The sequence below is a fragment of the Streptomyces alboniger genome, from assembly GCF_008704395.1.
GTDB classification, from domain to species: Bacteria; Actinomycetota; Actinomycetes; order Streptomycetales; family Streptomycetaceae; genus Streptomyces; species Streptomyces alboniger.
Map to the genome: position 1 here is coordinate 5,159,123 of NZ_CP023695.1, position 24,886 is coordinate 5,184,008.

26 protein-coding genes are annotated in these 24,886 nt (G+C 72.4%); 17 read left to right on the forward strand and 9 right to left on the reverse strand.

The genetic code is table 11. The features are described from left to right. Positions 1 to 2 precede the first annotated feature (2 nt). Entirely contained in the window at positions 3 to 1,037 is a 1,035-nt protein-coding gene (locus CP975_RS23155; protein WP_055530826.1) for an ABC transporter ATP-binding protein, read from the forward strand. Then, positions 1,024 to 2,064, forward strand: coding sequence for an ABC transporter ATP-binding protein (locus CP975_RS23160; RefSeq protein WP_055530828.1), 1,041 nt, complete (start codon positions 1,024 to 1,026; stop codon positions 2,062 to 2,064). Before CP975_RS23155 ends, CP975_RS23160 begins: the two co-directional genes overlap by 14 nt. A gap of 22 nt (positions 2,065 to 2,086) precedes the next feature. Here the strand turns inward: CP975_RS23160 and CP975_RS23165 are convergent, their stop codons facing one another. Next, positions 2,087 to 4,258, reverse strand: a complete 2,172-nt coding sequence (locus CP975_RS23165; RefSeq protein ID WP_055530830.1) for an alpha/beta fold hydrolase — start codon at positions 4,256 to 4,258, stop codon at positions 2,087 to 2,089. A 146-nt stretch (positions 4,259 to 4,404) separates the two neighbouring features. Here CP975_RS23165 and CP975_RS23170 point away from each other — a divergent pair, with 146 nt between their 5' ends. The 8 genes from CP975_RS23170 to CP975_RS23205 all read left to right on the forward strand — a co-directional run bounded on the left by CP975_RS23170 (position 4,405) and on the right by CP975_RS23205 (position 12,043). Continuing rightward, positions 4,405 to 4,599, forward strand: coding sequence for a hypothetical protein (locus CP975_RS23170; protein WP_030793780.1), 195 nt, complete (start codon positions 4,405 to 4,407; stop codon positions 4,597 to 4,599). 29 nt (positions 4,600 to 4,628) lie between these two features. Next, complete coding sequence (gene mshB, locus CP975_RS23175; protein WP_055530833.1) at positions 4,629 to 5,552, forward strand: N-acetyl-1-D-myo-inositol-2-amino-2-deoxy-alpha-D-glucopyranoside deacetylase; 924 nt, start codon at positions 4,629 to 4,631, stop codon at positions 5,550 to 5,552. Between the two features lie 158 nt (positions 5,553 to 5,710). After that, positions 5,711 to 6,079 carry a DUF6113 family protein gene (locus CP975_RS23180; RefSeq protein WP_055530870.1) on the forward strand — a complete coding sequence of 123 codons (369 nt, stop codon included), beginning with the start codon at positions 5,711 to 5,713 and terminating at the stop codon, positions 6,077 to 6,079. Between the two features lie 165 nt (positions 6,080 to 6,244). Further along, complete coding sequence (locus CP975_RS23185; RefSeq protein WP_055530835.1) at positions 6,245 to 8,467, forward strand: hypothetical protein; 2,223 nt, start codon at positions 6,245 to 6,247, stop codon at positions 8,465 to 8,467. A gap of 84 nt (positions 8,468 to 8,551) precedes the next feature. Then, positions 8,552 to 9,466 (forward strand): ABC transporter ATP-binding protein, encoded by a 915-nt coding sequence (locus tag CP975_RS23190; RefSeq protein WP_055530836.1) that lies wholly within the window; start codon positions 8,552 to 8,554, stop codon positions 9,464 to 9,466. Continuing rightward, positions 9,463 to 10,212, forward strand: a complete 750-nt coding sequence (locus CP975_RS23195; protein ID WP_030793794.1) for an ABC transporter permease — start codon at positions 9,463 to 9,465, stop codon at positions 10,210 to 10,212. The genes CP975_RS23190 and CP975_RS23195 overlap by 4 nt, the downstream gene beginning before the upstream one ends. An 86-nt stretch (positions 10,213 to 10,298) precedes the next feature. Then, positions 10,299 to 11,405 (forward strand): sensor histidine kinase, encoded by a 1,107-nt coding sequence (locus tag CP975_RS23200; protein ID WP_150477956.1) that lies wholly within the window; start codon positions 10,299 to 10,301, stop codon positions 11,403 to 11,405. Next, positions 11,402 to 12,043 carry a response regulator transcription factor gene (locus tag CP975_RS23205; protein ID WP_051820311.1) on the forward strand — a complete coding sequence of 214 codons (642 nt, stop codon included), beginning with the start codon at positions 11,402 to 11,404 and terminating at the stop codon, positions 12,041 to 12,043. The genes CP975_RS23200 and CP975_RS23205 overlap by 4 nt, the downstream gene beginning before the upstream one ends. A 28-nt stretch (positions 12,044 to 12,071) precedes the next feature. On the opposite strand, the gene CP975_RS23210 is transcribed toward CP975_RS23205, so the two are convergent. The 3 genes from CP975_RS23210 to CP975_RS23220 all read right to left on the reverse strand — a co-directional run bounded on the left by CP975_RS23210 (position 12,072) and on the right by CP975_RS23220 (position 14,913). Further along, positions 12,072 to 12,926 carry a transglutaminase family protein gene (locus tag CP975_RS23210; protein ID WP_055530838.1) on the reverse strand — a complete coding sequence of 285 codons (855 nt, stop codon included), beginning with the start codon at positions 12,924 to 12,926 and terminating at the stop codon, positions 12,072 to 12,074. Between the two features lie 79 nt (positions 12,927 to 13,005). Further along, entirely contained in the window at positions 13,006 to 13,836 is an 831-nt protein-coding gene (locus CP975_RS23215; protein WP_342787973.1) for a transglutaminase family protein, read from the reverse strand. Between the two features lie 75 nt (positions 13,837 to 13,911). Further along, complete coding sequence (locus CP975_RS23220; RefSeq protein WP_055530842.1) at positions 13,912 to 14,913, reverse strand: GNAT family N-acetyltransferase; 1,002 nt, start codon at positions 14,911 to 14,913, stop codon at positions 13,912 to 13,914. A gap of 143 nt (positions 14,914 to 15,056) precedes the next feature. Between CP975_RS23220 and fdxA the strand changes: the two genes are divergently transcribed. Beyond that, positions 15,057 to 15,377 carry a ferredoxin gene (gene fdxA / locus CP975_RS23225; RefSeq protein WP_030573070.1) on the forward strand — a complete coding sequence of 107 codons (321 nt, stop codon included), beginning with the start codon at positions 15,057 to 15,059 and terminating at the stop codon, positions 15,375 to 15,377. 119 nt (positions 15,378 to 15,496) lie between these two features. Beyond that, the gene (locus CP975_RS23230) at positions 15,497 to 16,591 is read left to right on the forward strand and encodes a bifunctional succinyldiaminopimelate transaminase/glutamate-prephenate aminotransferase (RefSeq protein ID WP_055530844.1); all 1,095 of its coding nucleotides are present in this window, start codon (positions 15,497 to 15,499) and stop codon (positions 16,589 to 16,591) included. Between the two features lie 80 nt (positions 16,592 to 16,671). Here the strand turns inward: CP975_RS23230 and CP975_RS23235 are convergent, their stop codons facing one another. Together CP975_RS23235 and CP975_RS23240 are read right to left on the reverse strand one after the other, a co-directional pair. Further along, complete coding sequence (locus CP975_RS23235; protein ID WP_055530846.1) at positions 16,672 to 17,160, reverse strand: ATP-binding protein; 489 nt, start codon at positions 17,158 to 17,160, stop codon at positions 16,672 to 16,674. A 336-nt stretch (positions 17,161 to 17,496) separates the two neighbouring features. Beyond that, the gene (locus tag CP975_RS23240) at positions 17,497 to 18,402 is read right to left on the reverse strand and encodes a hypothetical protein (RefSeq protein WP_055530848.1); all 906 of its coding nucleotides are present in this window, start codon (positions 18,400 to 18,402) and stop codon (positions 17,497 to 17,499) included. Positions 18,403 to 18,475: 73 nt separating this feature from the next. Here CP975_RS23240 and dapE point away from each other — a divergent pair, with 73 nt between their 5' ends. Beyond that, positions 18,476 to 19,564 carry a succinyl-diaminopimelate desuccinylase gene (gene dapE / locus CP975_RS23245; RefSeq protein ID WP_055530850.1) on the forward strand — a complete coding sequence of 363 codons (1,089 nt, stop codon included), beginning with the start codon at positions 18,476 to 18,478 and terminating at the stop codon, positions 19,562 to 19,564. 112 nt (positions 19,565 to 19,676) lie between these two features. Beyond that, positions 19,677 to 20,453, forward strand: a complete 777-nt coding sequence (locus CP975_RS23250) for an LOG family protein (protein WP_055530852.1) — start codon at positions 19,677 to 19,679, stop codon at positions 20,451 to 20,453. A 227-nt stretch (positions 20,454 to 20,680) separates the two neighbouring features. On the opposite strand, the gene folP is transcribed toward CP975_RS23250, so the two are convergent. After that, positions 20,681 to 21,541, reverse strand: a complete 861-nt coding sequence (folP, locus tag CP975_RS23255; RefSeq protein ID WP_055530854.1) for a dihydropteroate synthase — start codon at positions 21,539 to 21,541, stop codon at positions 20,681 to 20,683. A 125-nt stretch (positions 21,542 to 21,666) separates the two neighbouring features. On the opposite strand from folP, the gene CP975_RS23260 reads away from it, so the two are divergent. After that, positions 21,667 to 22,053, forward strand: coding sequence for a DivIVA domain-containing protein (locus tag CP975_RS23260; protein ID WP_055530856.1), 387 nt, complete (start codon positions 21,667 to 21,669; stop codon positions 22,051 to 22,053). Further along, positions 22,050 to 22,646 (forward strand): DNA-3-methyladenine glycosylase I, encoded by a 597-nt coding sequence (locus CP975_RS23265; RefSeq protein ID WP_055530858.1) that lies wholly within the window; start codon positions 22,050 to 22,052, stop codon positions 22,644 to 22,646. The genes CP975_RS23260 and CP975_RS23265 overlap by 4 nt, the downstream gene beginning before the upstream one ends. A gap of 3 nt (positions 22,647 to 22,649) precedes the next feature. Here CP975_RS23265 and chcB read toward each other — a convergent pair whose 3' ends face one another. Further along, positions 22,650 to 23,450: a 2-cyclohexenylcarbonyl CoA isomerase gene (gene chcB, locus CP975_RS23270; RefSeq protein ID WP_055530860.1), complete on the reverse strand. Its 801-nt coding sequence runs from the start codon at positions 23,448 to 23,450 to the stop codon at positions 22,650 to 22,652. Positions 23,451 to 23,757: 307 nt separating this feature from the next. On the opposite strand from chcB, the gene CP975_RS23275 reads away from it, so the two are divergent. Next, on the forward strand, positions 23,758 to 23,925 hold the full coding sequence (locus CP975_RS23275) for a DUF3117 domain-containing protein (protein WP_003966491.1): 168 nt from the start codon (positions 23,758 to 23,760) through the stop codon (positions 23,923 to 23,925). A gap of 192 nt (positions 23,926 to 24,117) precedes the next feature. Here the strand turns inward: CP975_RS23275 and CP975_RS23280 are convergent, their stop codons facing one another. Further along, positions 24,118 to 24,816 carry an O-methyltransferase gene (locus tag CP975_RS23280; RefSeq protein WP_150477301.1) on the reverse strand — a complete coding sequence of 233 codons (699 nt, stop codon included), beginning with the start codon at positions 24,814 to 24,816 and terminating at the stop codon, positions 24,118 to 24,120. Positions 24,817 to 24,886: the final 70 nt, after the last annotated feature.

The following is a 24,886-nucleotide window of genomic DNA, read 5'->3' on the forward strand; positions in this document are numbered from 1 at the left end:
CCATGGCAACCGCTTACGAGACGCCGGCCACAGCGCCGGCCGCGCTCCTCGAAGTGCGCGACCTGCATGTGGAGTTCCGTACCAGGGACGGCGTCGCCAAGGCCGTCAACGGCGTCGACTACGCCGTCGGCGCGGGCGAGACGCTCGCCGTGCTCGGCGAGTCCGGCTCGGGCAAGTCCGTGACCGCCCAGGCCGTCATGGGCATCCTCGACATGCCGCCCGGCAGGATCACAAGGGGCGAGATCCTCTTCCAGGGCCGGGACCTCCTCAAGCTCAAGGAGGACGAGCGGCGCAAGGTACGCGGCGCCGGCATGGCGATGATCTTCCAGGACGCGCTGTCGTCGCTGAACCCGGTCCTGAGCGTCGGCGAACAGCTCGGCGAGATGTACGTCGTCCACCGGGGCATGTCCAGGAAGGACGCCAGGGCCAAGGCCGTCGAGCTGATGGACCGGGTGCGCATCCCGGCCGCCCGCGAACGCGTCGGCCAGTACCCGCACCAGTTCAGCGGCGGCATGCGCCAGCGCATCATGATCGCCATGGCGATGGCACTCGAACCCTCCCTGATCATCGCGGACGAGCCGACCACCGCCCTCGACGTCACCGTCCAGGCCCAGGTCATGGACCTCCTCGCCGAACTCCAGCGCGAGATGAACATGGGCCTGATCCTCATCACCCACGACCTCGGCGTCGTCGCGGACGTCGCCGACACCATCGCCGTCATGTACGCGGGCCGCATCGTCGAGAAGGCCCCCGTCCACGAGATCTACCGGGCGCCCGCACACCCGTACACCCGCGGCCTGCTCGAATCCATCCCGCGCCTTGACCAGAAGGGCCAGGACCTCTACGCCATCAAGGGCCTCCCGCCGAACCTCATGAACATCCCGCCGGGCTGCGCCTTCCACCCCCGCTGCCCCATGGCGCAGGACATCTGCGTCACCGAGGAGCCGCCGCTCGCCCGGGTCACGTACGAGGGCCTGGTCGCCGAGCGCAGGAGCGCCTGCCACTTCTGGAAGGAGACGCTCGATGCCGCACGCTGAACACGGGCACGAACCCATCCTCCAGGTGCGCGGCCTGGTCAAGCACTACCCGCTGACCCGGGGCGTCCTCATCCGCAAGCAGGTCGGCGCGGTCAAGGCCGTGGACGGCGTCGACCTCGACCTGTACCAAGGCGAGACGCTGGGCATCGTGGGTGAGTCGGGCTGCGGCAAGTCCACGGTCGCCAAGATGCTGGTCAACCTGGAGCGGCCGACCGCGGGCGAGATCCGCTACCGGGGCGAGGACATCACCAAGCTGTCGGGGCGTGCGCTGAAGGCGGTCCGGCGCAACATCCAGATGGTGTTCCAGGACCCGTACACCTCGCTGAACCCCCGTATGACGGTGGGCGACATCATCGGGGAGCCCTACGAGATCCACCCCGAGGTGGCCCCGAAGGGCTCGCGCCGCCAGAAGGTCCAGGACCTCCTGGACGTGGTCGGCCTCAACCCCGAGTACATCAACCGCTACCCGCACCAGTTCTCGGGCGGCCAGCGCCAGCGCATCGGCATCGCACGCGGACTCGCGCTCCGCCCCGAGATCATCGTCGCCGACGAGCCGGTCTCCGCGCTCGACGTCTCCGTCCAGGCGCAGGTCATCAACCTCCTGGAGCAGCTACAGGAGCAGTTCGACCTCAGCTACGTCTTCATCGCCCACGACCTGTCGATCGTGCGGCACATCTCCGACCGGGTCGGCGTGATGTACCTCGGCCGGATCGTCGAGACAGGCTCGGACGAGGAGATCTACGAGCATCCGACGCACCCCTACACCCAGGCACTGCTCTCCGCCGTGCCGGTCCCCGACCCCGAGGCGCGCGAGCACCGGGAGCGGATCATCCTCAGCGGCGACGTGCCCTCGCCCGCCAACCCGCCCTCCGGCTGCCGGTTCCGCACGCGCTGCTGGAAGGCCAGGGAGCGGTGCGCCCTGGAGGTGCCGGCGCTCGCGGTCCCCGCGGAGTTCCGGTACCAGCAGGGGCCCGCGGCCCACGACTCGGCCTGCCACTTCGCCGAGGAGAAGCAGGTCGTGCCGTAGACGGCGGGGCCCGTCCGCCCGGTCAGAGGCCGAGCGACCGCTTCAGGAAGTCGACCTGGAGCAGGAGCAGATTCTCCGCGACCTGCTCCTGTCCCATCAGGTGCGTCACGCCCGACAGGGGAAGCACCTCGTGCGGGCGCCCCTCGGCGAGCAGCGCGGAGGAGAGCCGCAGGGAGTGGGCCACCACCACGTTGTCGTCGGCCAGGCCGTGCACGATCAGCATCGGCCGGTGCGGCCCGGCCGCCTCGACCAGACCGTCGTCCCAGACCAGCGAGTTGTGGCGGTACGTCTGTGGGGTCCGGGCCGGGTCGCCGAGGTACCGCTCCTCGTAGTGCGTGTCGTACAGCCGCAGGTCCGTGACCGGGGCGACGGATACCGCCGCGTGGAACACGTCGGGGCGGCGCAGCGCGGCCATCGCCGCGAGGTAGCCGCCGTAGGACGAGCCGCGGATCGCCACCCGGTCCAGGTCCAGGGGGTACTCCCCGGTCGCCGCGAGGGAGTGCAGGGCGTCGACCTGGTCGTCGAGCGTCACCGTGAGGTCGTTCTTGATCGACTTCTCCCAGGCGGGGGAGCGCCCCGGTGTGCCGCGGCCGTCCGCCACGATCACCGCGAACCCCTGATCGGCGAACCACTGCGAAGTCAGGAAGACGCCCTGCGCACGCTGGACGCGCTGACCGTGCGGACCGCCGTACGGATCGAGGAGTACCGGAAGTGGCCCGTCCGCCGCCTTGTATTCCCTGGGTAGCAGAACGGCGCACGGGATACGCCGCGTGCCCCCTTCGGCGAGCGTCACGCGCGGCGTGAGCCCCGGGCGCTGGGCGTATGAGGCGACAGTGGCCACCTGCTTGCCGTCGCGCAGCACCTGGACCCGGGCGCCGGGCCGGTCGAGGGTGGCCGAAACGAGCACCGTGAGTCCGCCCGCCCGCACCGCCGAGTGCACACCGGGTTCCCGCGAGAGGCGTTCCACACCCAGTTCGTTGACGCGGTAGACATGCACCTCGCCGACCTCGGGATCGGCCGCCGCCGCGCCCGCCGACGCCGCGACGAGGATGTCCTCCTCGGTCACATCGAGCACCGCGCGGACGTGCAACTGCGCCCCGGTCAGCGGCCGTTCGCCCCATGCGAGGACCCGAGCGCCGCCCTCGTCGACGATCCGCACCAGCTTGCCGCTGGGGGACCAGCAGGGCACGCCGGGGAAGAGTTCCAGCCAGTCCGCGTCGTCCTCGGCGTGCACCATCCGCGTCGAACCCTCGGGGTTCACCGCGAGGTACGACTGGCTCCGCTGGTCGCGGGACTGCACGAGCAGCAGCGGGGCGCCGTCCGCCGACCAGTGCACACGGGCGAGATACGGGAGGCGGACGCGGTCCCACACCACCTCGGTGCGCGACCCGTCGAGCCCGAGGACGAACAGGCGCACGTCCGCGTTCGCCGTGCCCGCCGCCGGATACGCGACCTTCGTGGGCTCGCGGTCCGGGTGCGCGGGGTCCGCGATCCACCAGCGCCGCACCGGGGCGTCATCGACCCGCGCCACGAGCAGCCGGTCGGAGCTCGGCGACCACCAGAAGCCGCGGTGCCGCGCCATCGACTCGGCCGCGACGTGCTCCGCGAGGCCGTACGTGACGGTCGCCGCGTGGCCCGGTTCCGGCTCCGCGAGCGCCCTGTCCCCCTCGCCGTCGGCGCCCGTCACCCGCAGGGCGCCCCCGGACACATAGGCGACATGCCGGCCGTCCGGCGAGGGGCGCGGGTCGATCACCGGGCCCCGCGCGGGCAGTTGGCGTGCCGTGCCCGCGCGCAGCTCCGCCGTGAAGAGCCGGCCCGACAGCGCGAACGCCGCCAGCTCCACCGCCGCGTCCGTCGCGTACTCCACGATGCCCGCACCGCTCTCCCGGCTGCGCTCGCGCCGCGCCCGCTCCCGGGGCGAGAGCCGCTCGGCCGCACCGCCGAGCAGCACGCCCGGATCGGCCGCCACGCGCTCGGCCGCCCCGTCCGCCAGATCCAGCACCCAGAGGCCGCTCACCGGGTCGGTGCCGGACGACGAACGCAGGAACACGACCCGGGACCCGTCGGGCGCGACCGTGAAGGCACGCGGCGCGCCGAGGGTGAAACGCCGCGTCCGGGCGTTCTCGCGCGGGAAGGAGACACCCCGCGCCGGGCTGCCGTCGGGCCTGGGGATTCCGGGGTTCTCGGAGGTCATCCCCCGACCTTATGGCGCATGCGCCCCCTGTGCTGCCGTGCTCCGAGTCATGCGTCCGCACGGATAGTTATGATCCGTAGCGCTTGGTGGGTATGAACCTGCTTGCGTCCGCACTGGGTTACGGCTTACGACTGGAGGTGACCGCCGTGGCACTCTCGATTTCGGCGGTGGTGCTGCTGGCGATCATCGTCTTCCTGCTGGTCAAGAAGTCAGGGCTGAAAACGGGACACGCGGTCGTCTGTACGCTGCTCGGCTTCTACCTCGCCAGCTCGTCCATCGCGCCGACGATCAACGAGCTGACGACGAACGTGGCAGGGGTGATCGGCGGCATCAAGTTCTGACCGCCCCGCGGTCCTCGTAGGGTGGTCCCATGACGGAACCGCCCGCCCGGCGCCTGCTGCTCGTGCACGCGCACCCCGACGACGAGTCGATCAACAATGGCGCGACCATGGCCAAGTACGCGGCCGAGGGCGCCCAGGTGACGTTGGTGACCTGCACGCTGGGCGAGGAGGGCGAGGTCATCCCGGCCGAGCTCGCCCACCTCGCCGCCGACCGCGAGGACTCCCTGGGCGCCCAGCGCATCGGGGAACTCGCCGCCGCCATGAAGGAACTGGGCGTCACCGACCACCGCTTCCTCGGCGGCGCCGGCCGCTACCGCGACTCCGGGATGATGGGCCTCGAACAGAACCGCCGTCCCGGTGCCTTCTGGTCGGCCGACCTCGACGAGGCTGCCGCGCACCTCGTCGAGGTGATCCGCGAGGTCCGGCCACAGGTCCTCGTCACGTACGACCCCGACGGCGGGTACGGCCACCCCGACCACATCCAGGCCCACCGCGTCGCCATGCGCGCCGCCGAGCTGGCGGCCGAGCCCGCCTTCCGCGGCGACCTCGGTGAGCCGCACACCATCAGCAAGATCTACTGGAACCGCGCGCCGCGGTCCGTGGTCGAGGAGCGCTTCCGCTGGATGACGGGGGCGCTGCGGTTCTCGCCGTTCACGACTCCCGCCGCCGTCGCGGACGTCCCGGGCGTCACGGACGACGAGCGGATCACGACGGAGATCGACGGCACGCCCTACAAGGCGGCCAAGGCGGCGGCGATGCGGGCCCACGCCACCCAGATCACGGTGAGCGAGCCGCTGTTCGTCCTCTCCAACGACCTCGCCCAGCCGATCTTCGAGGTGGAGTACTACGAACTGGTGCGGGGAGAAGCGTCGCGTAAGGACGGAGCCCGCGAGACGGATCTGTTCGCGGGTCTCGAAAGGGTGACGGATGTGGCTGGGGTGACCGCGCTGTGAGTACGCGATCTCGTGCGTCGTCGGGAGCCGGTTCCGGTGCTGGACCGGGGTCCGGCTCGAAGACCGGTTCGGGGGCCGCCAAGGCCTCTTCCCCTTCGGGGGCCGCCGCGACGGCCGGGGCGCCCGCCGCGCCCGCGGGGAGCTTCCTCGCGCAGCCCCTGCGGGCGGGCCGAGTCGCCGCGTACGCCGCTCTCTTCGTGCTCGGCGCCGTCGTGGGCGCCGCGGGCGCGCTCGTCCAGGGCGGCTTCTTCCCCGCCGGACTGCTGCTCGCCCTCCTGGGCGCGGCCGGTGCCTTCTACGGCGGGGCGCGGGCGGTCGGCACCAAGGCGGGGGCCGTCGCGCCCGCCGTCGGCTGGCTCGTCGCGGTGATGCTGCTCACCGCCACCAGATCCGAGGGGGACTTCCTCTTCGGTGCGAGCCCCCGCTCGTACGGCTTCCTGGTCGGCGGCATGGTGGTGGCTGTGATGTGCGCCACGCTCGGGCAGCGGCCGCAACCGACCGCGTCCGCCGCCCGACTTGGCAAGTGACGTACCACTTCAGCCCGTGTCCCGCACGGGTTTGACGCCGGTCACAGGATGAGTGCCGACGGCGGCCAGTATGGTGGTGCGGCCGCCGAGCCTCCCCCAACCTCCGGCCGGGGGGACCCCGGATGAGGTCGAGCCGGGCGGCGGAGTCAACCAGGAGAACCTGCCTTGAGTCGTGAAACTGACAGTTCGTCCTCCGGGCCCCAGGGGCGCGGCGGAGCCGCATACCCCTCGGGGACGCCGCCCTACGGCTCCCCGGCACAGGGCGCCGCCGCGGACGGCGGCGCGGACGGCCAGCGGCGGCAGGCCGCCGACGAGCGGCCCGAAGAGCCCGAGACCCAGACCACGCTGACCACCCGCATCCGGATCAACATCCCCGGTTCGCGGCCCATCCCGCCGGTCGTCATGCGTACGCCCGTCGGCGACGAGGGCGCCTCGCGCGGCGACGCGTCGTACGCGGACGACGGGAACGGCCGTGACGCCGCGCCGGGGGCTCCCGGCGCGGGGGACCCGGGCGCCACGCGGGGTGCCGTCGACGGCGGGCTCGGCAGAGACCTTCCTTCCGGTTCCGGTTCCGCTTCCGCCGGCGGCGCGGACGCCGGTGCCGGATCCGCTCCCGGTGAGGGCGGCGCGGGAGGTTCCGGCGCGGCCGACGAGAAGACCAGCGACTGGTTCGCGCCGCGCAAGCCCGCGCGGGGCGAGAGCGGTGCCTCGGGCGGTGCGTCGGCCAACGGCGGACCCCCGGCGGCGGGTTCGAGCGGCTCGGGCGTGCCCGGCGGCTCCGGTGGCCCCAGCGGTCCCGGAATGAATGGTTCCGGCGGTCCGGGTGCGGGCCCCTACGACGTGTCCGGCGCCGTGGCGTCGGGCCCTCTCGGCTCGGGCGTACCGCAGGGCGGCGACCCGGCGCGCGGCGACCTGCCGTACTTCTCCGGAGGCCCGGGCGGCGGCGGCCCCCAGGACTCGCGGGGCCCGGCGGGCCCGACCGGCGGCCCCGTCACCGGCGACAGCCCGCTGGCGCCGCCCACGCCGGGCGCCCGCCCGTCCGCTCCCGGCCCCGGCGCCCCTGGTGGGCCCGGCGCTCCCGGCGGACCCGGTGGCCCGGCCAACTCCACCGGCTCCCTCCCGCGTTCGGGAGCCATGAGCGACGACACCGCGATCCTCACGCCACAGAAGGCCGGGCCCCTCTCGCCGCCCCCCGGCGGCCCGCGCCCGCCCGCGGGAGGCCCCGGCTCCCTGCCCGGCGGCCCCGGCGCGCCCACGCCGGGCGGCAACGTCTCGGGGGAGACGCTGACCAGCGGCATCCCCGTCGTGCCGCCCGTCCAGGACAACTCCCCGTTCGCCTCGGGACCCCAGGGCGACGGGCCGATGGCGCACACCCCGCCGAAGCTGCCCGAGCCGGTGCGCTCCGACGTGCCGGCCGCCCCCAAGCCCGCGCCGAAGAAGAAGGGCCGCAACAAACTGGTCCTCCTCGCGGCCCTCGTGGTCGTCGCGGCCTGCGGTGCGTACGGCGCGGGGCTGCTGATGAACCACGCGGACGTCCCGAAGGGCACCACGGTGCTCGGCGTCGACATCGGCGGCGGCACCCGCGACGAGGCCGTCAAGAAGCTCGACGACGCCCTCGGGGAGCGCGTCGCCAAGCCGCTGAAGCTGTCGGTGGCCGGTGAGCAGGTCATGCTCAAGCCGGACCAGGCGGGCCTGACCCTGGACAGCCAGGCCACCGTCCGCGCGGCCGCGGGCAGCGACTACAACCCCGTATCGGTGGTGGGCTCGCTCTTCGGCAACCAGCGCGTCGTCGAGCCGGTCATGCCCGTCGACGAGGAGAAGCTGGCGGCCGCCCTGGAGCGGGCCGCGGGCGGCTCGGGCTCGGCGAAGGAGGGCACGGTCAAGTTCGAGCCCGGCAAGGCCGTCCCCGTCTACGGCAGGGTCGGCAAGGGAATCGACGCCCAGGCATCGACGACGGCGGTCGCGGACGCGTACAAGAAGCAGGTCGAGACGGGCAGCGCGGGCACGGTCCAGGTGCCGGTCACCACCCGCAAGCCGACGGTCTCCAAGGCCGAGGTCGACAAGTTCATGACCCGGTTCGCCGAGCCCGCGATGTCCGCCAACGTCACGATCAAGGCGGGCACCAAGGCGATCCCCTTCGGCCCGGCGAGGTCACTGCCGAAGATCCTGAAGACAAAGGTCGCCGAGAACGGCACCCTCCAGCCGCAGTACGACCTCGAAGAGCTGAAGAAGCTGTACGGCAACGTCTTCGACGGCATCCTGATCCAGCGCGGCAACGGCGACAAGACGCCGGTCCAGCCGACCGACGTCGCGAGCGCCATGAACAAGGCGCTCCTCGGCAAGACCCCGGCGGAGCGGATCGGCGTCATCGAGACGAACGCGAGCTAGGACACCGTGCCGAGTACGGGATGACAGATGTCATCCCGTACTCGCCACACACGACACTGCCCCCGTCGTCCGCCACCGCCGACGATGGATCACATGAACGCAGTGACCTTCACAGAGGTGACCAAGAGCTACGGCGACGTCCGCGCCGTGGACGGGCTCACCCTCGACCTGCGCCCCGGCGAGACCGTGGCGCTCCTCGGGCCGAACGGCGCGGGCAAGTCCACCACCCTCGACCTCCTGCTCGGCCTCGGGCGCCCGGACAGCGGCACGGTGCGGGTCTTCGGAACCTCGCCGCGCGAGGCGATCACCGCGGGCCGGGTCGGCGCCATGCTGCAAAGCGGCGGGCTGATGGGCGAGGTCACCGTGCGCGAGCTGGTGCGGCTCGCCTGCGATCTGCACCCGAGGCCCCGCAGGGTCGGTGACGTGCTGGCACACGCGGGCATCGGGCAGATCGCCGACCGCAAGGTCGACAAGCTCTCCGGCGGCCAGGAGCAGCGCGTGCGCTTCGCGCTCGCCACGGCCGGCGCGAACGACCTCATCCTCCTGGACGAGCCGACGACCGGCATGGACGTCACCGCCCGCCAGGCGTTCTGGGCCACCATGCGGGAGCAGGCGGACCAGGGCCGCGCGGTCCTGTTCGCCACGCACTACCTGGAGGAGGCCGACGCGATCGCCGACCGCGTCCTGGTCCTGCACCGCGGCCGCCTCCTCGCGGACGGCACCGCCGCCGAGATCAAGGCGAGGGCGGGCGCGCGCAAGGTCGCCTTCGACCTCGCCGAGATCGACGCAGCGCTGGCCGGCCGGCTGCGGGAGCTGCCTTTCCTGACGGCGCTGGACATCTCGGGCCACTCGGTCCGCCTCCAGTCCGCCGACGCCGACGCCACCGTGCACGCGCTGTACGGACTGGGTGTATACCCCCACAATCTCGAAGTCGCCGGGCTCGGTCTCGAGCAGGCCTTCGTGGCGATCACCGAGGCCGAGGAGGCACGGACCCGATGACGAACACACTGGCCGCACGGGGCCTGATCAAGCTGGAGATCACCCGCGCCCTGCGCAACCGCAAGGCCCAGTTCTTCTCCATGATCTATCCGTCCCTGCTCTTCCTGATCATCTCGGGCACCGCCGGCGACGTCCCCGGCTCGGGGCTGTCGCTCCCGGCGTTCATGATGGTCTCGATGGCGTCCTTCGGCGCCCTCACCGCCGTTCTGATGGGCAACAGCGAGCGCATCGCGAAGGAGCGGGAGAACGGCTGGGTGCGCCAGCTGCGCCTGACGACGCTCCCCGGGCGCGGCTACGTCCTGGCGAAGACCGCGAGCGCGGCGGTGGTCAGCCTGCCCTCGATCCTCGTGGTGTTCGCGGTCGCCGCCATCTTCAAGGACGTCCGCTTCGAGGCCTGGCAGTGGCTGGCGCTGACCGGCGCGATCTGGGCGGGCAGCCTCTGCTTCGCGGCCCTCGGCGTGGCCATCGGCTATCTCGCGACCGGTGACGCGGTCCGCCCGATCACGATGATCGTCTACTTCGTGCTCTCCCTCCTCGGCGGCCTGTGGATGCCCTCGACGACGTTCCCCGACTGGCTCCAGACCCTGGCCGACTGGCTTCCGACCCACGCGTACGCTGCCCTCGGGCGGGCCATCGAACTGGGTGACGCCCCGCACGCGAAGGACGTCATCCTGCTGGCCGCCTACTTCCTCCTCTTCGCGGGCGGCGCGGCCTGGCTGTACCGGAAGGACACACTGAAGGCGTGAGCGAGACAGACGCGGAGAGCGAGGCGTTCCACCCCCTGCACACGTTCGGGCGCCCACCCAGGGGCCGCCGCCAGTCGCTGGTGAAGATGGCCTGGATCAGTGTCTGGCTGATCTTCCTCAGCTCACCGATCAAGGACCTGGCCGACGGCCGTCACACGGTCCGCGCCACGGTGCTCGGCTCCCTCGGCCTCGCGGTCTTCGTGGCCTGCTATCTGATCCTGGTCTTCCGCTACACCACGAAGGTGCTCGACCGGGGCAGGCTCTACGCGGCGTTCGGGCTGCTCCTGCTCCTCGCCGCGGTCCTCTCCTTCAGCTTCGGCGACCCCTGGCTCGGACTCTTCGTGTACGTCTCCGTGTCCGCCGGAGTCGTCCTGTCGCTGCGGGCCTCGGTCTGGATCATCCCGGGGGTCACCCTGCTGATGATTTTGATCGGCCTGCGCGACGACGGCCTCGGCGACCTGATCACCAGCCTCGGACTGATCACCTTCATGGTGGGCTACGCCATGTCCGGTGTGCGCCAGTTGATCCGTACGATGATCCAGCTCCGCCAGGCACGGGCCACCGTCGCCCAGCTGGCGGCCAACGAGGAGCGGCTGCGGCTGGCCAGGGACCTGCACGACCTGCTCGGCCACTCCCTCTCCCTGATCACGCTCAAGAGCGAGCTGGCCGGACGGATGCTTCCCGACCACCCCGACAAGGCCGCCAAGGAGGTGGCCGACATCGAGCGGGTCAGCCGTCAGGCCCTGGTGGATGTGCGCGAGGCCGTCTCCGGGTACCGCAGGCGCACCCTGGCCGGCGAACTGGCGGGCGCCCGCACCGCGCTGGCGGCCGCGGGCATCGAGGGCGACGTCCCGCTGGAGCCGCCCGCCGAACTGCCGGCGGAGGAGGCGGAGGCGGCGCTCGCCTGGGCGCTGCGGGAGGCCGTCACCAATGTCGTGCGGCACAGCTCGGCCCGGCACTGCACGGTGGCGTTCGCGGCGCGGCAGACGCTCGCAGGACCGCTCCTGGAGCTGTCCGTGGAGGATGACGGGGTGGGCGGTTCCGGTGCCGCCGCGGGCAACGGCCTGACGGGCCTGGCCGAGCGCGTGGAGGCGGTCGGCGGGGCCCTGGAGACGGGTCCCGCGGCCCGCCGCGGCTTCCGCCTGGCGGCCCGTGTTCCGCTGGCGGAGGCGCCCGTAGGATCCCCCTCATGAGCAGCGGCAACAGCGCCGAGGGCGCGGGCGATGTCATCAGGATTCTGCTGGCCGAGGACCAGTCGATGGTCCGCGAGGCCCTCGCGGCCCTGCTCGGCCTCGAACCCGACATCGACGTCGTCGTCCAGGTGGCCCGCGGCGACGAGGTGCTCGCGGCGGCCCGCGCGCACGACGTGGACGTGGCGCTGCTCGACATCGAGATGCCCGGCCGGACAGGCATCGAGGCGGCGGCCGAACTGCACGCCGCGTGCCCCGAGCTGAAGATCGTCATCCTCACCACCTTCGGCCGCCCCGGCTATCTGCGCAGCGCCATGGAGGCCGGCGCCCACGCGTTCCTGGTCAAGGACGCCCCCGCGGCCCAGCTCGCCGCGGCGGTGCGCAAGGTCCTCGCGGGGGAGCGGGTCATCGACCCGACGCTGGCCGCGGCGGCCCTCGCGGAGGGCGCGAACCCCCTGACGGACCGCGAGCGCGAGGTCCTGCGCGCGGCGTCCGGCGGCGCCACCAACGCCGAACTGGCCGCCGCCTTGCACCTCTCCCAGGGCACGGTCCGCAACTACCTCTCGACGGCGATCCAGAAGCTCGCGGTCCGCAACCGCGCGGAGGCGGTCAGCACCGCCCGCGACAAGGGCTGGCTCTGACCGTCCGCGTCACGGGCGCCCCGCCCGCTCAGTTCAGCAGCGCCCGCGCCCCCCGCGCCTGCCGCCGCGCCTGGTCCGCCGTCGCCGCGTCCTCCCCGGCCAGCTCGTCGGCGTAGGCGTCCAGCTCCCGGGCGCCCACCAGGAAGTCCCCCTTCTGTACGAGGAGCTGGGCGCGGTCGTAGCGCAGGCGGGGCGCCGGTGAGGGCAGCAGCAGGGAGAGTTCGACCGCCCAGAGCGAGACGTCACAGCGCTCGGGGCGCGGCGCGGCCCAGGCGCGGATGTTGTTCAGAACGCGCCGCACGATGTCCAGCGTGCCCGCGGGGTTCAGCATCGACGGCACGGGCGGCGCCCCGGTGGCCGCCGCGACGAGCAGGTCCACGTCCGTGCCGGTCAGGACGCGCCCGCCGTCGAACGGGTTGGCGAAGACCCGGTCGTCCAGAGGGCCGAGGCCGACGACGAAGTGGCCCGGCAGCGCCACGCCGTGGACCGGGGCGCCCGCCCTGCGCGCCACCTCCATCCACAGCACCGAGAGCAGGATCGGCAGCCCCCTGCGGCGCCGCAGGACCTGGTGCAGGAGGGAGGACTCCAGCCGGTGGTAGTCGCCGGGTCTGCCCCTGAACCCGCAGTACCCGCCGAGGAGTTCGGCGAGGGTGAGGGCCCAGGCCCGGGGGTCGTCGGCGCGGCCGGACCGGTGGCTGTGCGCGGCCAGTTCCGCGAGCCGCCCGATCAGGCGCCGCGCCCTGTCGATCCCCTCCTGGTCGAGGGAGGGGTCGGCCTCCGCGCCGATCAGCAGGCACAGCAGCGCGAGATCGGGCCGCGGCGCCCCGGCCTCGGCCGCGAACAGCCGTCGCCACTCGGTGGTTTCGGGAACTCGGGGATGCATACGTGCGTGTTGCCCGGTCGGCCCGATCGATACGTCGCCCGAAGCCGGTACGGGGCGCGGCCCCCGCCGCCCCGCCCGGTCAGTTCAGCATGGACCGGGCCGCCCGCGCCTGCTGGCGCACCCGGTCCGCGGTGGTCGGCTCCACCGCCGTCACGACATCGGCGTACTCCTCCAGCTCCGCCGCGCCGCCGAGGAAGTCGCCGCGCTGGACGAGCAGCTGGGCCCGCTCGTAGCGCAGCCGCGCCGGGTGCGCGGGCAGCAGCAGGGAGAGGTCGAGGGCCCACAGCGCGACCTCCGAACGCTCGGGGCGCGCGGCCGCCCAGGCGCGGATGTTGTTGAGGATGCGCTGCACGATGTTCAGCGGGTCGGCGGGCGTCAGCATCGACGGCTGCACCCCCGCGCCCGCGGTCCCCGCCACCAGCAGCTCCGCGTCCTGCCCGGTCAGCAGCCGCCCGCCGTCGAACGGGTCGGCGAGCACCTGGTCGTCGCGCGGCCCGAAACCGACGACGAAGTGGCCCGGCAGCGCCACCCCGTACACCGGGGCGCCCGCCCGGCGCGCCACCTCCATCCACACCACGGAGAGCAGGATCGGCAGCCCCCTGCGCCGCCGGAGCACCTCGTGCAGCAGGGAGGACTCAAGCCGCTGGTAGTCGCCCGGCGTCCCCTCGAACCCACAGCTCTCGCCGAGGAGTTCGGCCATCGCCTGCGCCCAGGCGCGCGGCCCGCCGGGGCGGAACGGCAGCAGGCCCGCGAGCCGGTCCAGCTCGATCTCGGCGGCGTCGATGCCCGCCTCGTCGAGACCGGGGTCGGCCTCGGCGCCGATCAGCAGGCACAGCAGCGCGAGTCCTGGCCGTTCGGACCGTGCCTCTTCGGCGAACCGCCGCCGCCATTCGCCGGACTCCGCGTGCATACGTGCCTCGTGTCTCATGCCCTCGCCGGGCTGTTTTCCGTGCCGTGCCGTGCTGCCACGCCGGGTCGCCGCCGCTCAGGCCCCGCCGTGCCGGTAGTGGTGATAGGCGTGATGCGCCGCGAAGCCCATCCGGCCGTACAGCGCCCGCGCGCCGTCGTTGTCGTCCTCGACCTGAAGCCAGGCCGCCGACGCGCCGTCCAGCAGGGCCTGTCGGGCCAGCGCGGTCATCACCGCGGTGGCGAGCCCCTGCCGCCGGTGCCCCGGGTCCACCTCGACCGCCATGAACCCCGCCCAGCGCCCGTCCACCACGCACCGCCCGATGGCGGCGGCGGTGTCACCGCTCCCGGGCACGGAAGCGAACCACACCGAGGGCCCGCTCGCCAGCACCTTGGACACATGTGGTGCCAAGTCCCCGGCCCGCCCGTACCGCCGCAGCCACGCCTCGTCGCAGGACCGGGAGAGTTCTACGCGCGACACGTCCGCGTCCAGATCCGCGACCGGCGCGAGGGCGCCCACGTGCAGCGCGGCGCTGACCTCGCGCTCCCACCCGCGCGCCGCCAACTCCGCGCAGAGCAGCTCCTGGGTGCCCTCGGCGCCCGTCGCCGTCTGGATGTACGCGGGCAGCTCCCGGGCCGCGTACCACTGACGTACGTGCGTCAGCGCCTCGTCCAGCGGCCGTCCCGGATCGCCCAGCGGCAGTACCGAGTTGGCGCGCCGCGTGAATCCGGCGGCGGCCCGCAGCTCCCAGTCGCCGAGCCGCTCGCTCTCCACCGGCCGCCAGGCCCGCGCGCAGACCCGCGCCAGCTCCTCGTACGAGGCGGCGGGCCCGCGGCGGCGGGCGGGTGCCGAGGGCACGACCTTGCCGGCGACCAGGGTGTGCTCCGGGATACGGACGCTTTCGCCGTCGCGTCGTGTGATGTGCACCACACCGTCATTCCACGATGTGAGAACACCCACCGTGTCGGTGAATCTGCCACCGGCGGATCCCGGCTCGCTCAGGCGCCGCACAGAGATCCTTTTGCCCACGTCAGCAGGGGTGATACGGACCTCAAGCCGTCCGCCCGCAGTGAATTCCACAGCTCTGTACGCCCCTCCTGTTCGGATCATGCCCAGGAACGGAGATACTAGGGGCGGGCATCGACGACGCCGCGCTCCCGCGCGCCAGGCGAGCGGAGCCTGAGGACGGCCCGCCAACGCCCGTATCGAGGAGGAACGACAGCGTGACCTACGTCATCGCGCAGCCTTGTGTCGACGTCAAGGACAAGGCGTGCATCGAGGAGTGCCCGGTCGACTGCATTTACGAGGGCTCCCGGTCCTTGTACATCCACCCGGACGAATGCGTCGACTGCGGAGCCTGCGAACCGGTCTGCCCGGTCGAGGCGATCTTCTACGAGGACGACACTCCCGAGGAGTGGAAGGACTACTACAAGGCGAACGTCGAGTTCTTCGACGAGCTGGGTTCGCCCGGCGGCGCGAGCAAGCTCGGCCTGATCGAGCGCGACCACGCCTTCATCGCCGCCCTGCCGCCGCAGAACCAGTAACGACGGCCTGAGCGCCGCCCCGGTCCCGTACGGCATGTCCTGTCGTACGGGACCGAGGCATTTCCACCGAGGCGTTCCAGGCACCCCCGAACGAACAAGCGCACCACGGGAGTGAGCACGTGTCCGCAGTCTCCGATCGGCTTCCCCTCTTCCCCTGGGACAAGCTGGAGCCCTACAAGGCCACGGCGGCCGCGCACCCGGGCGGCATCGTCGACCTGTCCGTCGGCACGCCCGTCGACCCGGTCCCCGAGCTGATCCAGAAGGCCCTGGTCGCCGCCGCCGACTCGCCGGGCTATCCGACGGTGTGGGGCACGCCCGAGCTGCGCGACGCGCTCACCGGCTGGTGCGAACGGCGCCTGGGCGCGCGGGGCATCACGCACCGCGAGGTCCTGCCGGTCGTCGGCTCCAAGGAACTGGTGGCGTGGCTCCCGACGCAGCTGGGCCTCGGCCCGGGCGACGTGGTGGCCTACCCCCGGCTCGCCTACCCGACGTACGAGGTCGGCGCGCGGCTTGCCCGTGCCGAGTACGTCGCCTACGACGACCCGTGCGAGCTGGACCCGGCGAACCTCAAGCTCCTGTGGCTCAACTCGCCCTCGAACCCCACCGGTCGGGTCCTCACGCGCGAGGAGCTGACCCGCACGGTCGCCTGGGCACGCGAGCACGGCGTGCTCCTCGTCAGCGACGAGTGCTACCTGGAACTGGGCTGGGAGGCGGACCCGGTCTCGGTCCTGCACCCGGACGTGTGCGGCGGTTCGTACGAGGGGATCGTCGCGGTCCACTCGCTCTCCAAGCGGTCGAACCTCGCGGGCTACCGCGCCGCGTTCATCGCCGGTGACGCGGCCGTCCTCGGCGACCTGCTCCAGATCCGCAAGCACGGCGGCATGATGACCTCCGCGCCGACCCAGGCCGCCGTGGTGGCCGCGCTCGGCGACGACCAGCACGTCCACGAGCAGCGTGAGCGGTACGCGGCCCGGCGCACCGCCCTGCGCGACGCTCTGCTGAAGCACGGCTTCCGCATCGAGCACAGCGAGGCGAGCCTGTATCTGTGGGCCACGCGCGACGAGTCCTGCTGGGACACCGTCGGCCACCTCGCCGGCCTCGGCATCCTGGTGGCGCCCGGCGACTTCTACGGCCCGGCGGGCGACCGCTTCGTGCGGGTGGCGCTGACGGCGACGGACGAGCGGGTGGCGGCGGCGGTCGAGCGCCTGGCGTAATCGCCGAGCAGACACGACGCAGGGCCCGGAGCCACTGGCTCCGGGCCCTCCGTGCGGGTGCCGTGCGATCAGGCGTGCGATCAGCCGAGCGGCAGGCCCTGGGTGGGCAGGCCCTTCGTGGGCAGACCGTCGGTGGGCAGACCGCCCTTGGTCACCGCGTCGGTCGGCAGGCCGCCCTTGGCCACGTCGTCGGTGGGCAGACCGCCCTTGGTCGCCGTGCCCGCCGTGTCGCCCAGCACCTCGCCCGCGCTGCCCGCCACGTCACCGGCGGCCTTCTGCGCGGCGGGGGCCGCGGTCTTGGCGCCCTTGCCGACGACCTTGCCCGCGGTCGGAACGGCCTTCTTCACGGCCTTCCCGCCGGTGTCACCGGCGGTCTTGGTGGTGTTCTGGGCGGCGCCGTCGACGGTGTTGCCCAGGCCGGCGCCGTCCAGCGCGGTCAGTCCGCCCAGGTCGGGAGCGGCAGGCAGGCCAACGGCGCTCGCGGAGCCGGCCGCACCGACCACGGAGGCTGCGCCTGCTGCGCTGAGCAGCGCGGCGCGGGCGATCCGGCGGGTCAGGGGGAGGGACATGATGCTCCTTCAGACGGGAGAGAACGTTGGGTGTCCGGCCGGATCGGCTCCGGCGTCCCACCGGATGGCTTCCGGCGATCGGACGCCGTGACTACCGCTCGAAGCCCACGAAGGTTGCGGTGCGCCAACGTAAAGAGTTGGTAATGCGTCGCATTATCGGCTCTGGATAAAAACGGGCAAACGGCTCGCCGCCCCGCCGCGCTGCTGAATCCTTAATTCCCTTTGTTCTCAAGGGATTTCGCGAGGGCGGCGGCTCGGTACGGGAAAGCGGGCGGTTCGTCGTCCCGCGGTGATCGTCGCCCCTCGATCGGGTGATGCGACGTACTCCTGTCCGGTCTACTCCCCGGTGACGATCCGGACCTCGTCCGCGGCGGCGCCCGGCCCCGCGGCCCCACCCGTCCGCGCCTTGTGCCACGTACCCGAACCCGAGGCGCGCCACTCCCGGCCGCCGTACGAGACGCGCTCGATGCGCAGCGCCGAGGACTGGGCCACGGCCCAGTGCGCCAGCTCCCAGCCGCGCCGCGGGGCCCTGTCGCCCACGGCGGCCGCGGCGGGCACCGGGACCGTCACCGTCCGCCCCCCGCCCTCGTCCGGGCGCACCTCGCGGCCGAAGTCGCGCACGATCGCGGCCCGCACCCGCGCCGGGCCGCCGCCGTCCGTGCCCGGCCCGCTTTCGCAGCTGAAGGTGGCGGGCGCGCGGCCGGTGAGCGCGGCGGCGAGCAGCACGGCGTCCGGCTCGTGCTTGGCGTAGGCCTGCGGGTAGCCGCTGCGCTGCACACGCTGCGCGGCGACCGTCAGCGGCAGCCGCGAATATCCGGGGACCTCGGCCAGATGTTCGTAGAAACGGGCCGCCGAGTACGCGGGGTCCATGATCTGGCGCTCATCGCCCCAGCCCTGGGTGGGGCGCTGCTGGAAGAGGCCGAGCGAGTCCCGGTCGCCGTGCCGGATGTTGCGCAGCCCCGACTCCTGGAGGGCGGTCGCGAGGGCGATGGTCACGGCGCGCTCGGGCATCCCGCGCGTGGTGCCGACGGCGGCGACCGTCGCGGCGTTCTGCGCCTGCTCGGCCGTGAACTCGTACGAAGCGCCGTCGTCGTCCGCCGACACCACCGTGCACCGGGGTGAGGGCTTGCCCCCGTAGACGTACTGCACCGCCACATAGCCCGCGACGGCGAGCAGCACGACGAGCGCGGCCGTCAGACGGCGGGTACGGCCGCGCCGGAGGAAGGTGGGGGGCTCAGGCACGCGTCCAAGGTACTGGAGTCCACCGACAGGTCGGCCGACAGGTCGGCGGGCCGCTGGAGTTAGGGTCTTCCGTATGCCGCAGACGCCGCTTGACCTCACGCTGGACGCCGCCGAGCTGACCGCTCGCCTCGTCGACTTCCCGTCCCCGAGCGGTTCGGAGAAGGACCTCGCCGACGCCATCGAGACGGCCCTGCGCGGCCTTGCGCACCTCACGGTCGACCGGTACGGCAACAACGTGGTGGCCCGTACGAACCTCGGCCGCGCCGAGCGGGTCGTCCTCGCCGGCCACATCGACACGGTGCCGATCGCGGACAACCCTCCGAACGTGCCGTCCCGCCTGGACGAGGACGGGGTCCTGTGGGGCTGCGGCACCTGCGACATGAAGTCGGGCGTCGCCGTCCAGCTGCGCATCGCGCAGACGGTGACCGAGCCCAACCGCGACCTCACCTTCGTCTTCTACGACAACGAGGAAGTGGCCGCCCACCTCAACGGCCTCGGACACGTCGCCGAGGCGCACCCGGACTGGCTGGCGGGCGACTTCGCGATCCTCCTGGAGCCGACCGACGGCCAGGTCGAGGGCGGCTGCCAGGGCACGCTGCGGGTCCTGCTGAGGACCAAGGGCGTGCGGGCGCACTCCGCGCGCGCGTGGATGGGCTCCAACGCCATTCACGCGGCCACTCCGATCCTTCAGAAGCTCGCCGCGTACGAACCGCGCAAGCCGGTCGTCGAGGGCCTCCAGTTCCACGAGGGCCTCAACGCCGTCCGCATCGAGGGCGGCGTCGCCACCAACGTCATCCCCGACGAGTGCACCGTCACCGTAAACTTCCGCTACGCCCCGGACCGCAGCGAGGAGGAGGCCCTCGCCTTCGTGCGCGACTACTTCGCGGACTGCGGCGTCGACGAGTTCATCGTCGACGACCACACGGGCGCGGCCCGCCCCGGCCTCACCCACCCGGCCGCCGCCGCGTTCATGGCGGCCGTCGGCGGCGAGGCCCGTCCCAAGTTCGGCTGGACGGACGTCTCCCGCTTCAGCGCGCTCGGCGTGCCCGCCGTGAACTTCAGCCCCGGCGACCCCCTGCTCGCCCACAAGATCGACGAGCGTGTGAAGGCCTCGCTGATCCCCGAGGCGGAGGAGCGGCTGAGGGCCTGGCTGACGTCGTGAGCGGCTCCTGAGCGGCTTCGGAGCGGCTACTGGGCCGGACATACCGAGGTCCCTCGGGCGTAACCCGCGTAGACCTACGCTGTGGGGCACGCACGCATGGAGGGAGCAGACGATGACCAACCCCGATGCCAGCACGGACAGTGGTGCCCCCGCTGCCGGAAAGCGCCCCGAGGAGCAGCGGCTCGGCCCGGTGCTGCGCCGGCGCGACAAGGTGCAGGCAGGCACCACCGATCAGCGTCTCCTCGACTCCGACGGCCCCTCCGAGTGGGTGCACACCGACCCCTGGCGGGTCCTGCGCATCCAGTCCGAGTTCATCGAGGGCTTCGGCACCCTCGCGGAACTCCCGCCCGCCATCAGCGTCTTCGGCTCGGCACGCACCCCCGTGGACTCGCCGGAGTACAGGGCGGGGGTGGAGATCGGCAAGGCGCTCGTGGAGGCCGGCTTCGCGGTCATCACGGGCGGCGGGCCCGGCGCGATGCAGGCCGCCAACCAGGGTGCCGTCGAGGCCAAGGGCACCTCGGTCGGCCTCGGCATCGAGCTGCCCTTCGAGCAGGGCCTGAACCCTTACGTCGACATCGGCGTGAACTTCCGCTACTTCTTCGTCCGCAAGACGATGTTCGTGAAGTACGCGCAGGGGTTCGTGGTGCTGCCGGGCGGCCTCGGCACCCTGGACGAACTCTTCGAGGCGCTCACCCTCGTACAGACCCGCAAGGTCACGCGCTTCCCGATCGTCCTCTTCGGCTCGCGGTACTGGAACGGCCTGATCGACTGGCTGAAGAACACGGTCATCGCCGAGGGCAAGGCCTCCGAGGCCGATCTGCTCCTGTTCCACGTCACGGACGACGTCGACGAGGCGATCTCCCTGGTGACCAAGGAAGTCGCGAAGTAGAACTCCCCGAGGAGGAGACCAGGCAGCTCCCCGGCGGTCGCCCGCCGGGGCGCGGTCGTCTCAGGCCAGCCCCCGCCGCGCCACGGCGGGCGCACGGTGCCCCGCGATCGTCGCGACCATGACCATTTCTCCCTGCCGTCCTCGCACCGCTCGGCGCTGGGGCGCCTCGCGGGCTTCGCCCGGCTGTGCCGGACTCCGTCCGGCTGCCGGGGGCGGGGCGGGGTTCGTCAGGCCAGGCCTCGTCTGGCGACGGCGGGTTCTCGATGACCCGCGATCGTCGCGACCATGTCCAGCACCTGCCGGGTCTCCACGACCTCGTGTACGCGGTAGACCTGCGCGCCCAGCCATGCCGAGACCGCCGTCGTCGCCAGGGTGCCGATCACGCGTTCCTTGACCGGCCTGTCCAGGGTCTCGCCCACGAAGTCCTTGTTGGACAGGGAGACCAGCACCGGCCAGCCCGTCTCCACCATCTCGCCCAGCCTGCGGGTGGCTTCCAGGCTGTGCCGGGTGTTCTTGCCGAAGTCGTGGCCCGGGTCGATGAGGACGGACTCGCGCGGCACACCCAGTTCGACCGCGCGTTCGGCCAGACCCACCGTCACGCGCAGGATGTCGGCCATCACGTCCTCGTACGTGACCCGGTGCGGCCTCGTCCGCGGCTCCGCGCCGCCCGCGTGCGTGCACACCAGGCCGGCCCCGTACCGCGCGGCGACCTCCGCGAGCTTGGGGTCGACGCCGCCCCACGCGTCGTTGAGCAGATCGGCACCGGCCTCGCAGACCGCCTCGCCGACGTCGTGCCGCCAGGTGTCGACGCTGATCACCACGTCGGGGAACCTCTTGCGCACCTCGGCGACGAAGCCGACCGTGCGGCGCGCCTCCTCCTCGGGCGTCACCTCGTCGCCGGGGCCCGCCTTGACCCCGCCGATGTCGATGATCGCGGCCCCCTCGGCCACCGCCTGCTCCACCCGGGCCAGCGCGGGCTCGTCGCGGAAGGTGGCGCCCTGGTCGTAGAAGGAGTCCGGGGTCCGGTTGACGATCGCCATGATCACCGGCTCGTGCGCGTCGAACTCGCGCCTGCCAAGCCTGAGCATCCCCTGTGGCCCTCCTGGGTCCTTGTCGCGGTTCGGCCGCCTGCGACCTTAACCGTCAAAGGCGCATGGCACGATCGGACCCCGGCAGTTTCAGCACGGGCAGTCGAGCGTGGGGGCCTGAAGACATGGTCTTGTTCTTGTTCCTGGTCATCGTCCTCGTCGTGGTGGTCGGCGCGGTGACCCTCGCCGTGGTCGGCGGCGGCGAGAGCGGAGCCCTGCCCGACGCCGCGCCCGAGCGGTTCACCGATCCGCTGCCCCTGGACCGGCCGCTGCGCCGGGCCGACGTCGACGAGGTCCGCTTCCCGACGACGCTGCGCGGCTACCACATGGACGACGTCGACGACGTGCTCGGCCGCCTCGGCGCCGAGCTGGCCGAGCGCGACGCCCGCATCGCCGAACTGGAGGCGGCCCTGGCGGGCGCCCAGGCCACGGCGGTCGCGGGCCCGGCCCTCCTGGAGGGGTACGAACAGCACGGGGCCGAGCACAAGGGGAACGAGGGAGGCGACCAGTGAGCGGCGAGGCAGGCGCCCTCGCGGGCCCGGACGGCGGCCTGCGCTGTCCCTGGGGGCTGTCCACCGAGGACTACATCGCGTACCACGACGAGGAATGGGGCCGCCCGGTCCACGGCGACGACGCGCTCTACGAAAGGCTCTGCCTGGAGGCCTTCCAGTCCGGCCTCTCCTGGATCACGATCCTGCGCCGCCGCGACGGCTTCCGCGCCGCCTTCGCCGACTTCAGGATCGCTACGGTCGCCGGGTTCACGGACGAGGACCGGGCGCGGCTCCTCGCCGACCCGGGCATCATCCGCAACCGCGCCAAGATCGACGCGACCCTCGCCAACGCACGCGTGCTCGCCGACTGGCCCGAGGGCGAACTGGACTCGCTGATCTGGTCGTTCGCACCCGACCCGGCGTCCCGCCAGGTACCGAAGGCGCTCTCGGACGTGCCCGCCATCACCGACGAGTCCACGGCCCTGTCCAAGGCCCTCAAGAAGCGCGGCCTCCGCTTCATCGGCCCCACCACGGCGTACGCCCTGATGCAGGCGTGCGGCCTGGTCAACGACCACCTCGCGGACTGCGTGGCCCGCGAGGCGGCGGGGAGCTGACGCTCAGCGCCCCAGGTACTTCGGCTTCTCCTTGGCGATGAAGGCCTGGACGGCGATCGTGTGGTCCTCGGAGGCGCCCGCCCTGCCCTGGAGCTCGTCCTCCTTGTCCAGCGCCTCGTCCAGGGAGTGCTCCGCGGCGTAGGCGAGGGACTCCTTGAGCGCCGCGTAGGCGAGGGTCGGCCCCTCGGCCAGGGCGCGGGCCACCCGAGCGGCCTCGGCGGCGAGGTCCGCCGCGGGCACGACCTTGTTGGCGATGCCCAGGTCGTACGCCTCCTGCGCGGTGATGTTGCGCGGGAAGAGCAGCAGGTCGGCGGCGCGGCCGGGGCCGATCACACGCGGCAGCGTCCAGGAGACGCCCGAGTCGGCGGTCAGGGCGACCCCGGCGAACGAGGTGTTGAACTTGGCGGTGTCCGCGACCACGCGGTAGTCGGCGGCGAGGGCGAAACCGAGGCCCGCGCCCGCGGCGGCGCCGTTGACCCCGGCGACCACCGGCTTCGGCATGCCCGTCAGCGCCCGCACGATGGGGTTGTAGTGCTCCCTGACCGTGCTCATGGTCTGCCCGGTCCCCGCCTCGCGGTCCGCCGCGAGCGAGCCGATGTGCTCCTTGAGGTCCTGCCCGACGCAGAAGGCGCGCCCGGCCGCGGTGAGCAGTACGGCGCGCACGGCGGTGTCCGCGGCGGCCGCCCGCACGGCCTCCCGCAGGGCGACCTTGGCCTCCGTGTTCATCGCGTTCATCGCATCGGGACGGTTGATCGTGATCGTCGCGAGCCCGTCGCTCACCTCGTAGAGCACACTGTCGGCCATGGTGGCCCCCTCCGCTGGTCCAGTACGTGGCCCTCAGCATGACGGAGATCATCGAGGTCCGGCATGAGGCCGGATATGTGACGTGCGTCAAAGAATTTCGGGTCTGTGAGGCGTATGGGGCGGCGAAGTATCGCAGCCACATCGCCGAATTGGGTGGTTTTGCGGGCGCGCGTTGCGCAAGCGATGCAGACCGATGTTGGTCATCGGGTCCCGCCATGCGGGATAATGACCTGGAAGCAATGTGTTCGATGCCGGTGACACCTGGGTTGTCGGCTGCGATGAGCTGGTTTCAGGAAGGGGAACGAGCATGGCGGCCATGAAGCCGCGGACGGGCGACGGCCCGCTCGAGGTGACCAAGGAGGGGCGGGGCATCGTCATGCGCGTTCCGCTCGAAGGCGGCGGACGACTTGTCGTCGAACTGACTCCGGACGAGGCCGACGCACTCGGCGACGCTCTGAAGAAGGTCGTCGGCTGACGCGGAAGCGCTCCCACATTTTTCCCTGCCCCGGCATCGAAGGATGCCGGGGCAGCGCTATTCCCGGGCCCCTGGGCCTCCAGGCGCGTCTACTTCCGCGGGCCGTCTTTGGCTGGTCGCGCAGTTCCCCGCGCCCCTACGGGGCGCGGCCAAGCCGGCAGCAACGGGAAAACCCGCCCCGCCGGCGCCCCGCTACCGTTTAACGGCACAGAGCAGCCCGTCCCCCACCGGCAGCAACGAGGTAACAAGCTCCGGACTCTCCCGCACCGTACGCAGCAGATCCCGCAGGTGCAGAATTTCGACCGGCTGCGGACCCGAGTCCACGGTCCGGCCGTCGGCGAACACGCCTTCGAAGCAGACGAGCCCGCCCGGCCGCAGCAGGCGCAACGATTCAGCGAGGTAGTCCAGGCACTCCACGCGGTCGCCGTCGCAGAAGACGAGGTCGTAGCCGCCGTCCGCGAGCCGCGGCAGGACGTCCAGCGCGCGCCCCGGGATGAACCGCGCCCGGTTGCCCGCGAAACCGGCGGCGCGGAAGGCCTGGCGGGCGAACTGCTGATGGTCCGGCTCGGGGTCGACGGTGGTGAGCACGCCGTCGGGCCGCATGCCGTGCAGGAGATGGATCCCCGACACGCCGGTCCCCGTACCGATTTCGGCCACCGCTTTCGCGTCAGCCGTGGCGGCGAGCATCCGCAGCGCGGCGCCGGTGCCGGGCGACACCGAGGGCAGCCCTGCCTCCCGGGCCCGGTCACGGGCCCAGCGCAGCGCCTCGTCCTCGGCGACAAAGGCGTCGGCGAACGCCCAGCTCGTCTGCCGGTTGCCGGTAATGGCCCTCTCCTGTCCCCGTGGTTGCCTGGCCGTGACTGTATCCGTTGGGGCCGGGAACCCGCAGATGGGACCGCGCGTTCATAGAGGGGTGGGAAGACGGCGGGGGGATCGGATGGATCAAGACCTGAAGCGGGCG

Coding starts and splice junctions, on each gene's coding strand:
- CP975_RS23275 (WP_003966491.1), top strand. CDS start 23,758: ATGGCGGCCATGAAGCCGCGGACGGGCGACGGCCCGCTCGAGGTGACC.
- chcB (WP_055530860.1), bottom strand. CDS start 23,450: ATGGCCGACAGTGTGCTCTACGAGGTGAGCGACGGGCTCGCGACGATC.
- CP975_RS23205 (WP_051820311.1), top strand. CDS start 11,402: ATGAGCAGCGGCAACAGCGCCGAGGGCGCGGGCGATGTCATCAGGATT.
- CP975_RS23190 (WP_055530836.1), top strand. CDS start 8,552: ATGGATCACATGAACGCAGTGACCTTCACAGAGGTGACCAAGAGCTAC.
- CP975_RS23260 (WP_055530856.1), top strand. CDS start 21,667: ATGGTCTTGTTCTTGTTCCTGGTCATCGTCCTCGTCGTGGTGGTCGGC.
- CP975_RS23210 (WP_055530838.1), bottom strand. CDS start 12,926: ATGCATCCCCGAGTTCCCGAAACCACCGAGTGGCGACGGCTGTTCGCG.
- CP975_RS23235 (WP_055530846.1), bottom strand. CDS start 17,160: ATGTCCCTCCCCCTGACCCGCCGGATCGCCCGCGCCGCGCTGCTCAGC.
- CP975_RS23195 (WP_030793794.1), top strand. CDS start 9,463: ATGACGAACACACTGGCCGCACGGGGCCTGATCAAGCTGGAGATCACC.
- CP975_RS23200 (WP_150477956.1), top strand. CDS start 10,299: ATGGCCTGGATCAGTGTCTGGCTGATCTTCCTCAGCTCACCGATCAAG.
- mshB (WP_055530833.1), top strand. CDS start 4,629: ATGACGGAACCGCCCGCCCGGCGCCTGCTGCTCGTGCACGCGCACCCC.
- CP975_RS23215 (WP_342787973.1), bottom strand. CDS start 13,836: ATGCACGCGGAGTCCGGCGAATGGCGGCGGCGGTTCGCCGAAGAGGCA.
- CP975_RS23165 (WP_055530830.1), bottom strand. CDS start 4,258: ATGACCTCCGAGAACCCCGGAATCCCCAGGCCCGACGGCAGCCCGGCG.
- CP975_RS23155 (WP_055530826.1), top strand. CDS start 3: ATGGCAACCGCTTACGAGACGCCGGCCACAGCGCCGGCCGCGCTCCTC.
- folP (WP_055530854.1), bottom strand. CDS start 21,541: ATGCTCAGGCTTGGCAGGCGCGAGTTCGACGCGCACGAGCCGGTGATC.
- CP975_RS23160 (WP_055530828.1), top strand. CDS start 1,024: ATGCCGCACGCTGAACACGGGCACGAACCCATCCTCCAGGTGCGCGGC.
- CP975_RS23250 (WP_055530852.1), top strand. CDS start 19,677: ATGACCAACCCCGATGCCAGCACGGACAGTGGTGCCCCCGCTGCCGGA.
- dapE (WP_055530850.1), top strand. CDS start 18,476: ATGCCGCAGACGCCGCTTGACCTCACGCTGGACGCCGCCGAGCTGACC.